13 protein-coding genes and 1 tRNA gene are annotated in these 15,625 nt (G+C 61.6%); 3 read left to right on the top strand and 11 right to left on the bottom strand.

What is annotated here, in order from left to right:
• Positions 1-25: 25 nt before the first annotated feature.
• From proB to ACGHIZ_RS07920, 5 genes are all read right to left on the bottom strand, one after another.
• Complete coding sequence (gene proB, locus ACGHIZ_RS07900) at positions 26-1,153, bottom strand: glutamate 5-kinase (RefSeq protein ID WP_055252326.1); 1,128 nt, start codon at positions 1,151-1,153, stop codon at positions 26-28.
• 103 nt (positions 1,154-1,256) lie between these two features.
• Entirely contained in the window at positions 1,257-2,762 is a 1,506-nt protein-coding gene (locus ACGHIZ_RS07905) for a nicotinate phosphoribosyltransferase (RefSeq protein WP_117563964.1), read from the bottom strand.
• An 84-nt stretch (positions 2,763-2,846) separates the two neighbouring features.
• Positions 2,847-3,287: a hypothetical protein gene (locus ACGHIZ_RS07910; protein WP_099431890.1), complete on the bottom strand. Its 441-nt coding sequence runs from the start codon at positions 3,285-3,287 to the stop codon at positions 2,847-2,849.
• A gap of 64 nt (positions 3,288-3,351) precedes the next feature.
• Positions 3,352-3,424, bottom strand: a tRNA-Ala gene (locus ACGHIZ_RS07915).
• 179 nt (positions 3,425-3,603) lie between these two features.
• Positions 3,604-4,548, bottom strand: coding sequence for a radical SAM protein (locus ACGHIZ_RS07920; RefSeq protein ID WP_117563965.1), 945 nt, complete (start codon positions 4,546-4,548; stop codon positions 3,604-3,606).
• A gap of 525 nt (positions 4,549-5,073) precedes the next feature.
• Between ACGHIZ_RS07920 and ACGHIZ_RS07925 the strand changes: the two genes are divergently transcribed.
• A complete protein-coding gene (locus ACGHIZ_RS07925) occupies positions 5,074-6,273 on the top strand; it encodes an MraY family glycosyltransferase (RefSeq protein WP_390447336.1) in 1,200 nt (399 codons plus the stop codon).
• A gap of 161 nt (positions 6,274-6,434) precedes the next feature.
• On the top strand, positions 6,435-7,484 hold the full coding sequence (gene trpS, locus ACGHIZ_RS07930; RefSeq protein ID WP_117563967.1) for a tryptophan--tRNA ligase: 1,050 nt from the start codon (positions 6,435-6,437) through the stop codon (positions 7,482-7,484).
• A gap of 331 nt (positions 7,485-7,815) precedes the next feature.
• Here the strand turns inward: trpS and ACGHIZ_RS07935 are convergent, their stop codons facing one another.
• The 5 genes from ACGHIZ_RS07935 to pckA all read right to left on the bottom strand — a co-directional run bounded on the left by ACGHIZ_RS07935 (position 7,816) and on the right by pckA (position 12,430).
• Positions 7,816-8,136: an MGMT family protein gene (locus ACGHIZ_RS07935; RefSeq protein WP_117583754.1), complete on the bottom strand. Its 321-nt coding sequence runs from the start codon at positions 8,134-8,136 to the stop codon at positions 7,816-7,818.
• Positions 8,137-8,215: 79 nt separating this feature from the next.
• A complete protein-coding gene (locus ACGHIZ_RS07940; protein ID WP_117583755.1) occupies positions 8,216-9,070 on the bottom strand; it encodes a DegV family protein in 855 nt (284 codons plus the stop codon).
• 119 nt (positions 9,071-9,189) lie between these two features.
• Positions 9,190-9,639 carry a MarR family winged helix-turn-helix transcriptional regulator gene (locus ACGHIZ_RS07945; protein WP_022093866.1) on the bottom strand — a complete coding sequence of 150 codons (450 nt, stop codon included), beginning with the start codon at positions 9,637-9,639 and terminating at the stop codon, positions 9,190-9,192.
• A 173-nt stretch (positions 9,640-9,812) separates the two neighbouring features.
• Positions 9,813-10,532 carry a B3/4 domain-containing protein gene (locus ACGHIZ_RS07950; RefSeq protein ID WP_117583756.1) on the bottom strand — a complete coding sequence of 240 codons (720 nt, stop codon included), beginning with the start codon at positions 10,530-10,532 and terminating at the stop codon, positions 9,813-9,815.
• Positions 10,533-10,759: 227 nt separating this feature from the next.
• A complete protein-coding gene (pckA, locus tag ACGHIZ_RS07955) occupies positions 10,760-12,430 on the bottom strand; it encodes a phosphoenolpyruvate carboxykinase (ATP) (RefSeq protein ID WP_192934527.1) in 1,671 nt (556 codons plus the stop codon).
• Between the two features lie 352 nt (positions 12,431-12,782).
• Between pckA and ACGHIZ_RS07960 the strand changes: the two genes are divergently transcribed.
• Positions 12,783-14,357, top strand: a complete 1,575-nt coding sequence (locus tag ACGHIZ_RS07960) for a lipopolysaccharide biosynthesis protein (protein WP_229071747.1) — start codon at positions 12,783-12,785, stop codon at positions 14,355-14,357.
• A 317-nt stretch (positions 14,358-14,674) separates the two neighbouring features.
• Here ACGHIZ_RS07960 and ACGHIZ_RS07965 read toward each other — a convergent pair whose 3' ends face one another.
• Entirely contained in the window at positions 14,675-15,514 is an 840-nt protein-coding gene (locus ACGHIZ_RS07965; protein ID WP_055252016.1) for a metallophosphoesterase family protein, read from the bottom strand.
• Positions 15,515-15,625 lie beyond the last annotated feature (111 nt).

The raw sequence follows: 15,625 nt of genomic DNA on the forward strand, positions 1-15,625 counted from the left end.
TAGGGGCGTTTGCAGCGTCAATTGGTTAGGCGAACACTATCAAGTTGTCCCTATGGATCGCGGGCTTCTCGGCCAGGTCTGCGAGCAGGCGGTTGCTGGCAATCTGGTCCTGGCGGCGGCCGGCTGCAAGCTCCAGCACGTCCGAATCGGCCTCGGCGATACCACGGGCGACAACCATGCCGCTCGGGTCGCACACGTCGAGCACATCGCCCTCGGCAAACTGGCCATCGACCTCGCGAATACCCACCGCGAGCAGCGACGATCCGCGGCTGACCAGCGCCTTCGCGGCGCCATCATCGACCGTCACCGAGCCATGCGCCTTGTCACCCAGTGCGATCCACAACTTGCGCGGCGCAATGTCCAGGCGCTCCGCCGGCGGATCGAACAGCGTACCCACGCTCTCGCCGCGGGCCAGACGCACGAGCGCATCGGGCTCCTCGCCCGAGCAAATCACGCTTTGAATGCCCGCCGTCATGAGAATGCGGCTCGCGCGAATCTTGGTGATCATGCCGCCCGTACCCACCGATGTGGAAGAATCGCCCGCCGAGGCGATAATCTTGGCATCGATCTTATGCACGACCGGGATAAACTCGGCCGTCGGATCCTCATGCGGATTGGCGGTGTAGAGGCCATCGATGTCCGAGAGCGTCACGCACAGATCGGCAGAAACCAGGCAGCTCACAAGCGCCGCCAGCGTGTCGTTGTCGCCGAACTTGATCTCATCGACGGTAACGGTGTCGTTCTCGTTGACGACCGGCACCACGCCCAGCTCCACCAGGCGCAGCAGGGCGTCGCGCGCGTGCAGGTAGGACGTGCGGCGCGCCGTGTCGTGACGCGTGAGCAGCACGAGCGAGGTGAGCAGGTCGCGCGCATGGAACTCCTCGTCGTAGGCCGACGAGATGATGCACTGACCGGCCGAGGCGCAGGCCTGCAGACTCGGCAGGTCACCGACCGGCTTGCGGTCGAAGCCCAGCACGGGATAGCCGCAGGCAATGGCACCCGAGCTCACCACGACCAGGCGCCAGCCAAGCTCGCGCAGCGCTGCGGCCTGGTCGGCAAGCCCGCCGATAAAGGCGCGGTTGACCTTGCCGTCGGCGCCCACCACCGTGGACGAACCGATCTTTACCACCATCGTTTTATAAGAAGTCGTCATACGTCAAACCAATCGAATGTCGAGCGTTCGGGCGAGCTGGGGCAGTCGGGGCGCCTGGTGCGGAACGGACGAAAATGATCCGTTTTCCTCCGTCCCCTTCGGATCATTTTGCCCAGGGGAAGGCCGAAGCCGCAGCCATGTTCTTGCGCACGAGCTCGTCGCGCACCTGAGCCAGGCCCTGCTCCATGCCCACCACATAGGTCTGCGGGTACAGGAAGCGCTTGAAAGCTGCGTCCAGATGGTCAAGTGCCCAGGCGCAACGCTCGCGCGCGTCCTGGATGCTCTCACGCGGAGCCACCGCACTGCCATCGCGCACGATCGGCACCAGCAGCTCGCGATACTCAAGTTCGGACACGTCGGTCACCAGAGCGGCATCATTCACGGCCACGAGGGTATTGCCGCGCGCGGCGCCCTCCCCCGCCAGATGGTCCTCGTCGTAGATCATGTCGCAGACTGGGCCGCCAAAGCCGTCGTAATAACGGCGCACGCGTTGCACACCCGGGATCGTGCGCTTGTAGGGCTGCTCGGAGAGCTTGACCACCGGCGTCCACGGGTCCGTCTCACTCGCACGGCGGGCGGCGAGCTTGTACACGCCGCCCAGCGCCGGCTGGTCGTAGCAGGTCGCGAGCTTGGTGCCCACGCCAAAGCTATCGATAGGCGCGCCCTGGTCGAGCAGCGACTGAATCGTGTACTCATCCAAATCGTTAGAAACCGAGATCCCCACATAGGGCAGGCCCTCGGCATCAAAACGGCCGCGCACATACTTGGAGAGCTTGGCGAGGTCGCCGGAGTCGATGCGAATGGCCGACAGGCGCTCGCCCACCGCTTCCATCTCCTTGGCAACCGTAATGGCATGCTCGCAACCCTCGCGTACGTCGTAGGTGTCGATGAGCAGCGTGCAATTCTTGGGGCTCGACTTGGCAAAGGCGCGGAAGGCCTCGAGCTCGGAGTCGAAGCTCATGACCCAGCTGTGCGCATGCGTGCCAAAGACGGGAATACCGTAGCGGCGGCCGGCGAGCACATTGGACGTAGAGGAGCAGCCGGCAACGTAGCTCGCGCGCGCGACGGCCAGCCCGCCATCGGGACCCTGGGCGCGGCGCAGGCCAAACTCGGCAACGGGACGGCCGTCCGCCGCCAGCACCACGCGCGCCGTCTTGGTGGCGACAAGCGTCTGGAAGCCGACGATGTTGAGCAGCGCCGTTTCGAGCAGCTGGCACTCCAGCGCGGGACCGGTGACGCGAACCATGGGTTCGCGCGGAAAGACGAGCTCGCCCTCGGGGACGGCGTCGATGTTTACATGTGCATGAAAATCGCGCAGGTAGTCGAGGAATGCAGGCTTGAACATCGCGCCGCCGGCCGGGGCCTGGAGTGAGGCGAGGTAGTCGATATCCTCGGGCGTAAAGCGCAGGTTCTCGACCAGCTCGGGCAGCTCGGCGGTGCCGCACATGACGGCATAGGCGCTGCCAAAGGGATGGTCGCGGTAAAACGCGGTAAAACAACCCTGCTCATTGGCCTTGCCGCTCTCCCACAGGCCCTGGGCCATAGTGAGCTCGTACAGATCGGTGAGCATTGCAATGTCGGTGGGATGCGAGATGTCGGTCAAAGCCATGGGGCGACCTTTCGGATGCGTTGTGCAGAGGTTGAGGGTTGGAAAAGGGCAGAGTGTTCGGGCATGGCACCCAGCGCGAATGGGCTAGAGCAGGCCCATGCTGGTCAGGATCGTGTAGCCCATAAAGATGACAAACGCGATGAGGGCAAGGACAATGATGATTTTTTGAGCCGGCGCCATGCCAGGGATCTCGTTCTCGCCCGTAGGCTCCTTGGAGGTAACCATGCGCTGGGCAAAGGTCATCTCGTCACGGCTCGGCTTGGGCTCGACGGACTTGGAACGAGCGACCTTTTTAGGCTGAGGTTTAGGTGCGGTGGGCGCGGGCTTCGCGGCGGCGGGCTTGGGCGCGGGGGCGACGTTCGCGGCGGCCTCCTCGGCCTTCTCGCGCTCGGCACGCAGGGCGGCCAGCTCCTCACGCTCGCGGCGTGCCTCTTCCTGGGCCTCGCGACGAGCTTTCTCGGCGCGGAGCTCTTCCAACTCGGCGCGTTCCTCGGCAGACAGTGGTTGGGACTCAAGCTTGGCCATGGTACAGCCCTTTCTTTTAAAAAAAGCCGCCGACACAATGTCAGCGGCTTATCAAATCCAAGGGTGGAGACGAAGGGAGTCGAACCCTCGGCCTCTGCCATGCGACGGCAGCGCTCTCCCAACTGAGCTACGTCCCCAGGACAAGTTGATATTTTACCTACGGCTCGCCAACTGTCAACGCCCAATACCCAGTCTTTTTGGGACGCGGCTGTTTTAGCTACCCCGACAGACAACGCGAACGGTTTGGTCGAACAGCGGCAGGGGTAGCTAAAACAGCCCCGTCCCAAAAAGACTACTCAAAGAGCCTCGTCCCAGATTAGCTGGTTTGAGCACTAGTAAGAACACCGGTGGTATCGAACGCCGGGGTAAAGCTCTCGTCTACCGCGCCGCCTTCTTGCCAAAACATCGTCGTAAAGCCCAGGTCGTCGGCATGGTCGAGCACCTGCTCGTACTCCTCGCGCGTCACGGCGCGCGCCAGGTCGCCGCCTTGTTCGCGCATGAGGGCATTGGGCGTGTACTGGTTCATGACCGAGATCGGCACGTCGCCCACCGTCTGCCACACCAGGTCCAACACGCGGCACGAATCGTCCGCATGCCCCGGCAGCACCAGATGACGCACGATTATGCCGCGCCTCATGAGCCCGTCCTCGTCTACCAGCTCTCCCCCGCGGCGCTCAATCTCGCGCGCCATCTGGGCCAGACCCGACACGGCCACGCGCGGGTAGTCCTTAATATGAGAAAGCGACTGAGCAAGCCCGGCATCGGCATATTTAAAGTCCGTAAGCCACACGTCGACAAGGTCGCCCAGCGCCGCCACGGCACTCGCGCGCTCGTAACCACTCGTGTTGTAGACAATTGGGATGACCAACCCGCGCGTCCGTGCCGCGGCAATCGCGGCAGGCAACAGGTGCGCATAGTGCGTCGCCGTCACCAGGTTGATGTTATTGGCGCCCTGGTCCTGCAGCTCCAGCATAATCTCGACCAAACGCTCGGGCAAAATCTCAAGACCGAAATTGCCCGTCGAGATCTCGTGGTTTTGGCAGTAGATACATTTGAGCGAACAGCCGCTAAAGAAAATCGTACCCGAGCCGGCCTCGCCCGAAATGGGCGGCTCCTCCCACATATGGAGCGCCGCGCGGGCGACCTTAAGCGTGTTGTCGGCGCCGCACACGCCACGCGCGCCCTCGTCGCGCGCCGCACCGCAACGGCGCGGACACAAATGGCAGGCGGGCGAAAAAAGTTCGGTCAACGACGTCGGCATAAAAACATGCTCCAAAACAATGATTCAGCAGCTCAAACGTAAAGGGACCAACCGCACAGACGGCTCGAGCCCAAGGCTCCGTAATCGTCCGACACGATTTTTGTAATGTCAAGACTGGAATCGATAAAGTGCCGCTTTATGATGTAGGTATTCCGCCCCCCGCGGAGCAACTGGGTGAACCGTCGCGTTTATTTAGGGAGCCCACACAGTCGTACCTAGTACAGGTATCCTTCGTTGTTAAGGACGCTGGAACAGTCGATGAGGGCACCCACCTGTTTTAGGTGGGTTCATTTTCGTAACGTGGGGGGTGGTTTTCATTTGCCGAAAACCACCATTACAGCCCATATGGATCCCCGCCGGTATCCCGACAAGCCATCGACAACATCCCAATATCTGGTAAGCGCGTGATTATCGCTGCATGCAATTCCATGCACCCCCCGTGGTCGAGTATCATGGTTCGGCTATGCCCTTTGCGCATGGCGTTCTTCTGACCTTTTCCTTCGACGCTTGGCGGTTTTTAGATTCATGGCTTCATCCCCGAGCTACATACCGTACCTATGCGTGGCAGCGGCGGCCTTTATCACGACCTTCCTCATTGTGCCCCTGGTCAAGCGCTTGGCAATTAAGCTCGACGCCGTCGACTATCCTTCCAAGCGCCGCATCAACACCAAGCCCATCCCGCGTTTGGGCGGAACGGCGGTGTTTTTGGGCCTGGTCGTTGCCTGCATTGTGCAAATCCTAGGCACCTGGCACCTAGGCTGGCCGCCCGTCCTGGTGCCGCACCCGCGCCTTCACATTAGCTATCCCATGCTGGCGCTCTCCTTTACCGTCATCTTTGCGACCGGCGCTATCGACGACGTCTTCCAGCTCAAGCCCAAGCAAAAACTGGCCGGTCAGGTCCTCGCCGCGCTCATCGCCTGCGTGGGCGGCCTGCGCATCGGCGTCATCGTCAACCCGTTTGCCCCCGGCGAGATCATGCTCGGATGGCTCGCCTACCCCATCACCGTGATCTATCTGGTGGCATTCACCAACATCATTAACCTCATCGACGGCCTCGACGGCTTGGCCACGGGCATCTGCGGCATCGCGTCGTTCACCATGTTTTCGATGGCCGTTCTCTCGGGCCGCATCGACGCCGCCGCGCTCTCCATTGCGCTCTTTGGCGCCTGCCTGGCCTTTTTGCGCTACAACTTCAACCCCGCAAGCATCTTCTTGGGCGACTCGGGGTCGCTGCTTCTGGGCTTTGCGCTGGGCTCCATCTCGTTGCTCAACGTGAGCCGCACCGCCGCGCTCACCTCGCTTATCATCCCACTCATCGTTGCCGGCGTGCCCATCATCGACACGTTTAGCGCCATCGTGCGCCGCAAGCGCGCCCACATTAGCATCGGGCAGGCCGACAAGGGCCACATCCACCACCGCCTGATCCAAGAGGGCTACAACCAAAAACAGGCAGTGCTCCTCATCTACGCCTGGTGCATTATGCTTTCGGCCGGCGCCGCCGCGATTAACCAGGTCGAGTTGCCCATGCGCGTGCTCATCTTTACCGTGCTCGCCATTGGCTCGGCGGCCTTTGCCAAGCATCTACATCTGTTTGAGCCCGTGCTGCGCCACCATTACAACAAGCGCACACACGAGGATGAGCTCGTCACCCCCGACGATCCCGCCTTTAAGCAGGAGGAGCAGGCGGCAGAAGAGCGTAAGGAAGAGCGACACCACAGGCGCTAGGGTAAGCTGCCGAGGATGCGCCCAGGCGCCGCCGGCCAAACGCGCAGCCACGCCGCGCCCATCGCACATGCCACCCCTTGCCAGCCCCTCGCCTACTTACGCCCCGCCCCTCCAATAAACGCGTTATCATCTTGACCCATGAACATACGTTAGGAGCAATTATGCCAAACGAGAACAGCTACGAAGTCGCTCTGCAGAAGAGCAACGCCATTCGCGAGGGCCTGGCCAAGACGCCCGACAAGTTCACCATGCTCACCGGCGACCGCCCCACCGGCCGTCTGCATCTGGGTCACTACTTCGGCACCCTCAAGGGCCGTGTGGAGCTGCAGAACATGGGTGCCAAGACCAACGTACTCATCGCCGACTACCAGGTCATCACCGACCGCGACACGACCGAGCACATCCAGGACAACGTGTACAACATGGTCATGGACTACCTTGCCTGCGGCATCGACCCCGACAAGACCATGATCTACGCGCACTCCGCCGTGCCCGCCGCCAACCAGCTCATGCTGCCGTTCCTGTCGCTGGTGTCCGAGGCCGAGCTGGCGCGCAACCCCACGGTCAAGGCCGAGATGGAGGCCTCGGGCCACGAGCTCACCGGCCTTCTGCTCACCTACCCGGTGCACCAGGCCTGCGACATCCTGTTCTGCAAGGGCAATGTGGTGCCCGTCGGTCGCGACCAGCTGCCGCACATCGAGCTCACCCGCACCATCGCCCGCCGCTTTAACAACCGCTACGGCAAGGTGTTCCCCGAGGTCGACGCACTGCTGTCCGAGACCCCGCTGCTGCCGGGCCTGGACGGTCGCAAGATGAGCAAGAGCTACGGTAACGCCATCAACATCTCGATGACCGCCGAGGAGACGGCCAAGCGCATCAAGAAGAGCCAGACCGACTCCGAGCGCATGATCACGTTCGATCCCGAGAACCGCCCCGGCGTGTCCGGTCTGCTTTCGACGGCCGCCATCTGCACCGGCCGTTCCGAAGTCGAGATTGCCGAGGAGATTGGCATGGGCGGCTCCGGCCAGCTCAAGAAGTACGTGACCGAGGCCGTCAACGAGTACTTCGCGCCGATCCGTGAGCGTCGCCAGCGCTACGAGAACGACCTGGATTACGTAAAGGACGTCCTGCACGAGGGCAACCGTCGCGCCAATGAGATCGCCGAGCAGACCCTGGGCGAGGTTCAGGACGCCATGGGCATGGTGTACTAGGCAAAGCGCCTTCGCACAACATAGACGGTGAGGCTGAATCCTCACCGAAACAGGAACAGGCCCGCTGGCAGATAGTTGCCAGCGGGCCTGTTCCCGAAGTACACCGTTGAATCGCACAGAGGGGAGGAATGCGAATCAAACTCAACAGGGCAGGCTTTTTCATCGCCTATTGCCTGCTCCGTTGCTGAAAACAATATAGTTCACCGTGGTTTACTTTGCTGCGACAAACCGCGCCGCCATACCTTCTCCATAAGTTAACCTCGGTAAACCTGCCAAAACCACCACAAAGGGGATAGGCACCTTTGTGGTGGTTTAAGCCACGGCAGAGCCGCTAGAGCCCTGCAGGCCAGCGACAGGCGGCCAAGTCGACGTGCATGTCGTCCTTAAACGCCACACCCTCCCCTAGCAAAAGCTCACGTTGAGCATCGGGACCGCCAAAAGCAAAACCATCGCATATGCGGCCATCGGCAAACACCACGCGGTGACAGGGACTCTCGCCGGGGCGCGGATTGCCATGCAGGGCATACCCCACGTACCGCGCACTTCGTGGACGTCCAGCAAGCAGCGCCACCTGACCATACGTGGCGACCATCCCCTCGGGAATCTGCTCGACCACCTCGTACACCCGCTCAAAAAAGCCCTCAGACGCCATTGCTCGCTCCCTTCCACCCGGAATAGCATAAACCACCACAAAGGTGCCTGTCCCCTTTGTGGTGGTTTTGGCAGGTGGGCTAGTTAACGGGCTGGAAGAAGGCCACGGCTACGGCGCCGGGGCCTACATGGGTGCCGATGGTGGCACCGATGGTGTGAACGGGCAGTTCGCCCTCGGTGTGGCCAGCCCACAGTGCCGCGCTGTCCTCGATATACTTCTTGAGCACCGCATCCGAAAGGCCCGTATAGCCGAGCGCCAGCGGCATGGAAAAGTCGATGCCGCCTGCCTTTTCGACCTTCTGGTTGAGCAGGTTACGTCCGTTCTTGGAACCGCGCGCCTTGCCCAGCTGCACGATCAGACCGTCCTCGGCAGCCACAACAGGCTTTACGTTGAGCAGCGTACCCACGGCACCGGCAGCAGCAGACAGGCGACCGCCGCGCACCAGGTACTCCAGCGTCTCGAGCAGACCAATAACCACCACGCGGTCACGGACGGCCTCGACAGCCGCCGCGATCTGGGCCGCGCCCTGGCCCTCGTCCACTAGGCGCAGGGCATACTCGACCAGCACGCGCTCACCCAGGGTAACGTTATTGCTATCAACCACATACACGTCGCCGCCCGGCGCCTCGGCAAGTGCGGTACGGGCGCTCTGATTGGTCCCCGAAAGTTTGGCACCCACGGTAATAATCACCGCCTCGTCGCCGGCCTCACGTGCTTCGGCAATCGCCTGCGAAAAGGCGTACGGGTTGACCTGACCGGTCTTGGGCAGCTCGTCGCGCTCCACGAGCATCTCGTAAAAGCGCTGGTGATCGATATCGACGCCATCCATATACACATCGGTGCCAAAGGTAACGGACAGCGGCAAGACGGACAGCGCCGGGTGCTCCGCCGGCGACATATCGCTGGCGGAATCGGTAATAATGCGGACGGACATAGCGAATCCTTTCTTGCGCAGGTCTCGCGCAGGGAATTTTGACAGCAATGTCCCGGCACGGCATACGCGCTCAAACGGGACGATGCAGTTTTTAATGGGAAGCAAATGCCTTGGCGGCCTTAGATCTCACGCAGGGTGTTGAGAATCGTACGCAGCGACGCATACATCTGCTCGCGCTGCTCCACACCCATAGCCTTACCGGTGGTGTCGAGCACCTCGCGAATGATGCGGTCCGCCTCGCTCATGCTCTCGCCGCCCAGAGCGGTCAGGCGCACCGGGGCACGATACTTAACGGCCGCATCACCCGAGTCGTCGACCTCGACGTAGCCGCCCTCCTCCAGATGCGCGAGCGTGCGCGAGACGGCGGCACGGGTCACGCCTGCCATGCGAGCCAGGTCAGCGCCAGTCAGGCCGTCCTTGCTGCGCTCAAGATAGTACAGGCACATAACGTCGGAGCCCTTGAGGCCCAGCCTTGCGCCCTCGGATGTCTTAATGCGCTGGATCTCCTTGTAGAGCCCGCTGATCAGTCCGACAAAGTCCTCAAAACGTGTCTCGTCGTTCTGCTGCATGGGAGACGACCGCCTTTCGCTTACATGATGCTAACGGGTAAACATCTTAGCCGCACGAGGCAACACCCATACCCAAATATCCCATTTGTTAACCCATCAACATAAAAACCACCACAAAGGGGACAGGCACCTTTGTAGTGGTTTTGACCGGCGAACATGATCCGCAGGCGTCGCTACAGTTCCACGCAGGGATTGTCGCGGGTCACAAGCGTCTTAACGACAACCGTCGCTCCCAGATAGCGCTCGAGCAACTCGGCGAGACGATCAACGGCAGCCTGGCAATCCCCCATCCGCTCGGGCTCCACGCACTCAATCGCCAGGAATGCATCGGCCGAATCGTCGGACAGCGCCGTGCGAACGCCATCGCGCCAGTTCCAGCAGCGGCATACGGCGCCCGCATCATCGATGTAGGCGAGCTCGCCGGGCAGCGTCGGGTCATCCGTTTCCTCGCCAAGTGGCAGGAACGCATCGCCGCCGTCAGTCACCTTCAAGCGAAGATCCCCCTCAATCGCATGCAGGTCCTCGCCGCCAACGGGCAGCGCGTAGGTCAGCGACACCGTGTTGTAGATGTCCACCGCGGGCGTAATGTGGCCCACCGGTTTGCCCTTGAGCACGCGCTTGAGCAGGCTCTCAATTGAGCAACGCGCGCCCTTTTTGGTCTTGAACAGCCGATAAGCCTCGCGCCATGCCTTGACCGGTGCGTTCTCGCTGATAGTATCGCTGGTCAGATGACGCTCCGCATCGATATTGGCGCGGTCGAGCAACGCCGCAATCGCGTCCACGTCCTCTTGAGGAATCTGAGCCGCGGGCTTCATGCCCTTTACGACCACAACACCGACAGCCGCCTGCGGAAACAGCTCCCAAAACGAATCCTCGGCAATAAAGCTCTTCATGTGCTCTCCCTTCATAGCATGCGCCCGAGCCCGGGTGCCTAAACAAAAAGCGCCCTTACGACGGCCACCTTCAAAGTCCTACGGTGCCGCCACAAGAGCGCTTACGCTGCCCCCATCCGGAGAAGGGAGCGATATGTCAGGCGTATTGTAACCCGAGTCATCCGCGCGAGTAAAACCACCACAAAGGTGCCTGTCCCCTTTATGGTGGTTTTGGGTCTGAGGCGACGCTAGTGGCGAAGTCCCAGCAGGCCGTGGCCGCGATGACGGGCGTCGGCGTGCACCTGAGCATGCGGACCGGCGGCCTTGACGGATTCGGGCAGGTGCGAGTACTTCTTCTCGAAGTTCTCCTCGAACATCACGGCCAAGTTGTGCGCGGCCTCGTCGTAGCGAGCGGTGCTCTGCCAATACTGGCGCGGCACCAGGATGCCGTCGGGTACGCCGTGGCACGTGGTGGGAATGTCGACGTTAAAGATGTCGTCGTGCACGAACTCGCTGTCCTCGATGGTACCGTCGAGGGCGCGGGCCACCAGGGCGCGCGTGTAGGCAAGCTCGATGCGATGACCCACGCCGTAGCCGCCGCCGATCCAGCCGGTGTTGACCAGGTACACACGCGTGCGGCCGTCGGCGATGCGCTCACCGAGCATCTTGGCATAGACCATGGGGTCGAGCGGCATAAACGGCTCGCCAAACAGCGAAGAGAACGTGGGCGTGGGCTCGGTGACGCCGACCTCGGTGCCGGGGATCTTGGCCGTAAAGCCCGTCACAAAGTGATACATGGCGGAGTCGGCCGTCAGGCGCGAGATGGGCGGCAGCACGCCAAAGGCATCGCAGGTCAGGAAGAGCACGACGCTTGGAGTGGTGCCCATGCCCTTGGTCCACGCGTTGGGAATGTGCTCCACAGGGTAGGCCACGCGCGTGTTGTGCGTGACCGAGACGTCATCGTAGTTGGGCTTGCGGCTCTCGTCGAGCACCACGTTTTCGCAGATCGCGCCAAAGCGGACGGCGTTGAAGATCTCAGGCTCGTGGAACGCGTCCAGGCCCTCGCATTTGGCGTAGCAGCCACCCTCGATGTTGAAGATGCCCATGTCGGACCAACCGTGCTCGTCGTCGCCGATCAGTAGGCGCGTGGGGTTGGCCGAAAGCGTGGTCTTGCCGGTGCCGGACAGGCCAAAGAACACGGCGGTCTCGTGCGTGACAGGATCCATGCTGGCCGAGCAGTGCATGGGCAGCACGTCGTCCTCGACGGGCAGCAGGTAATTCATGACGCTAAAGATCGACTTTTTAATCTCGCCGGAGTAGCCGGTGCCGGCGACCAGAATCACGCGTTCCTGGAAGTTGATGACCACGGCGGCGCTGGAGTTGAGGCCCTTGATGGCAGGGTCGCACTGGTAACCGGGCGCTGCGAGTACGCAGAAGTCGGGCTCGCCGGTGCGCGCGATTTCGCGGGCAAGCGGGCGGGCGAGCATCTGTTTAATGAAGAGTGCCTGGCTGGCGCGCTCGCAGGCGACGAGCAGTCGGCGCGTGTGGTTGCGGTCGGCGCCGGCCATGCCGCGGGTGACGAACACGTCGCGCTCGTTGAGGTAGTCGACGATGCCGGCCTTGATGGTCTCGTAGCTCTCGATCGAAAGCGGTCGGTTGACGGCGCCCCAGGCGATCTTGTCGTGCACGTCGGGCGTGTCAACGATAAAGCGGTCATTGGGGGAACGGCCAGTGCGCTCCCCCGTCTCGATCACCAGCGCGCCGTTGGATGCCATGTGGCCTTCTTCGCGGCGGATAGCGTGCTCGACGAGCTCCGCGGCGGGTAGATCGACCAGCAGACGGGGCTGATTCTCGGCGGGATCTTCGACCAGCGTAATGCCAAAGTTGGACAGAACTTCTGCAGGGGTAACACCTGGCATGGGGCCTCCTTTAAAAGCGCGACACGTGGACGAGGCGCGCACTTTACTCACGTAAAGCCCGTTGTACCCGATATGCAAAAACGTTTTTGCGGCAAGGGCGAAGCGCCCGCCCAACGGTCAAAAATCGCAGGCAAGCGGCCTAGTCGTTAGGGACACTCTTGAACAGGCAACAACCAAGGAGCGACCCCGGATGCCGGCACTTAGGGACGTTCCCAAAGTGCCGGCACATAAGGAACGTCCCCAAATGCCGTCTACTGAATGGCGCCGCCGAAATTATCGAACAACCTGTTCAAAAACACGAACGAACACCGTCGCGTCTATACTAGAGCGTAGCAATAGAAAGGACTCCGCTTTGAGCATCACGCCCATCGATAGCATTCGCCGCGCCATCGCCCGCCGCAATGGCGTCGCCGACCCCACCGTATCGGACGGGGCGCACGGGCAGGGCGGACGCATCGAGAACGGCCTGTTCCCCGCATCGCACACCGCCGAGGAGCTCGCACGAATCCAAGAGCTAAGCCAGCGTAACGCCGGCGGTCCCGACAGCAGCCAGGCCACACGCCGTCGCCGCGAGCGCGATCGCCAGCCCGGCCCCATCCACCGCATGGTCAATGCCTGGTGGAACCGCCTGCTCGGAGCCGTCTACGGCGGCGGCTTCTCCACGCAAGAAGCCGAGTACGAAGATCACGCCACCCGTCGCGACTACCTTTGGAATACCCTGGGCACCGCCGTGTGGGGCATGGTGTTTCCGTTGCTCACCATCGTGTCCACACAGCTCGTGGGCGCCGAGGAGGCTGGCAAATTCTCCATCGCCTTTGTCACCGGCACGCTCATCATGATCGCGTGCAACTACGGCGTGCGCAATTTCCAGGTCTCGGACATCGACGAAAAGACGTCCTTTGCCTCTTACCAGCTCAACCGCTGGATCTGCGGAGCGCTCGCGCTGGCATGCGGCCTGGTATACAGCAGCGCCCGCGGCTACGATGCGCAGATGGCCACAATCGGCCTGGGCGTCTACCTGTATAAGGTGATCGACGGCATTGCCGACGTGTACGAGGGACGCCTGCAGCAGGCCGACAAACTCTACCTGGCCGGCATGAGCCAAACGCTACGATCCGTCGGCGTCATCGCGGTCTTTAGCGTGGCACTGTTCCTCACGCGCAGCATGCCCATCGCCGCCATGGCCATGGGCATCGCCGCGATTGCCTCGCTCGTGCTGGTCACCGCCCCGCTCGCCCTGCTCGAAACCGAAAAATCACGCCGTATGAGTCTGCGCGAGGCTGGTCACCTGTTTATCCAGTGCGCCCCGCTCTTTGGTGCGCTGTTCCTGTTCAACCTCATCGAGAGCATGCCCAAGTTCGTGATGGAAGGCACACTGGCCTACAAATACCAGCTGTACTTTAATGCACTGTTCTTTCCAGCGCAGGCTATTTTGTTGAGCATTGGATTTATCTATAAACCGCAGCTCCTACGTCTGTCGAGCATTTGGGCGAATCCGCGCAAGCGTCGCCGCTTTGACTTGATTATTGTTGCCGTTATGGCACTGATCGTGGTCATTACCGGAGCGTGCGCCGCATTTATGGCAGGCCCCGGCATCCCCATCATGAGCTTTATGTACGGCCTCAACTTTGAGCGCTACCGCACGCTGGCACTGCTAATGGTTGTCGCCGGCGGCGTCACCGCGGCAATCGACTTTATCTACGCCATCATCACGGTGTTGCGCCACGCCGGCGATGTCACCAAGATCTACCTGATCTGCTTCGCCGTAAGCGTGGTGCTGCCGGTGATCCTGATTAAGCTGCTGGGTCTGATGGGCGCCGTGGTGAGCTACCTAGCCATCATGGCCCTACTCCTGGTGCTGCTGATAATCGAGTACGCCCACATCCGCCAGCGCATCGAGCGCGACCGCAACCCCTACGGCGCCTAATTAGCTGCCCCGGTCACCGGAATTTGCGATGAAATCGCCCCGGCTGGGGTCTCGTTGAAGACAATATGCATTACGTAAAACTAAGTGAGTAGATTTTTACCGAATCCCTGACCACACCGACAGAGCACAAGTCTGTGACCTGCGGTTTTATTGAGGCAAATATGTTGGGTGCTCGGCATTTCCAAAAAAGTCTACTCACTTAGCCAGCGGGCAGCCAAATGATTATTTAATCCCCGTCCCAGAGAAATCAATTAGCGGGCAGAAGGGCAAGAGTAGTCAAAAAAGCCCCGTCCCAAATTAGCTACCACTTGCACCGATTATTCGCCCGGGTTGATGTTCGCGTAGAACTCCGCCCCATCATCGAGCCGCAGGATGCCCACGCGACCGAACTCGGAGCCGGTGGCGGCGGCGCAGTCGATGTCGATGCGATCGGGCACGCCGGCGGTATCCTCGCCACCCAGGCGCACAATCTGCCCGCGGCCCGACTCCTCATCGAGCCCCGCCAGGCCGCCAACCTCGCAATAGCGCCCAAGCGACACCGTGGGCGTGTGGCCGCTCACCACGACCGGGCCCTCGCCCTCGGCAGAAAGCAGTCCCGTCGGCGCATCCCAATAGCCGTGACGAATCCACAGCAGGTCATCGGACGACTGCACGGCGAGCATTTGCCGCAGCAGCTCGCTATCGGCATCGACCGCTCCCCTGCCGTCACCGCAATCGACACCATGCTCAAGCAAAAACGCGCGCGCCGCCTCGGTCTGGATGCCGGCATGCACCAGCAGGTACGGGCGCTCCTCGGTCTCGGCCACCGCGTAGAGCGGCAGCGCGGCCATCCATCGCACGAGCTCCTCGTATGCCTCAAATTCCATGTCGTTGAGCTGCTCGCTCGTCGTCCAGCCACCGTTGATATCCCAGGTCTCGGCATCGAGCGGGTCCTGGCCAATGATGGCATCGAGCATGATCTGCTCGTGATTGCCCTTGAGCACGTGGGCGTTGGGCAGCGAGCGCACGAGCTTAATAACGCCGACCGGATCGGGCCCGCGATCGATCATGTCGCCCAGCACGTACAGCGTGTCGTCGGACGTCAACGAGATCTTAGACAGGGCCTCGTCAAGCGCACGCACGTGCCCGTGAGCATCAGATGTCACATAGATCGCCATGGTACGCCTCTCCTTGCATTGCGGTCTAAGCCCGGCGCCGCAACTAAAACTTCAAGTTGAACTTAAACGTTACCCATTGTACTCCGTTGCAATAAAGCTGGAAAGGGTTTC

This window comes from Collinsella sp. i05-0019-G5, from assembly GCF_042851345.1.
GTDB lineage: Bacteria > Actinomycetota > Coriobacteriia > Coriobacteriales > Coriobacteriaceae > Collinsella.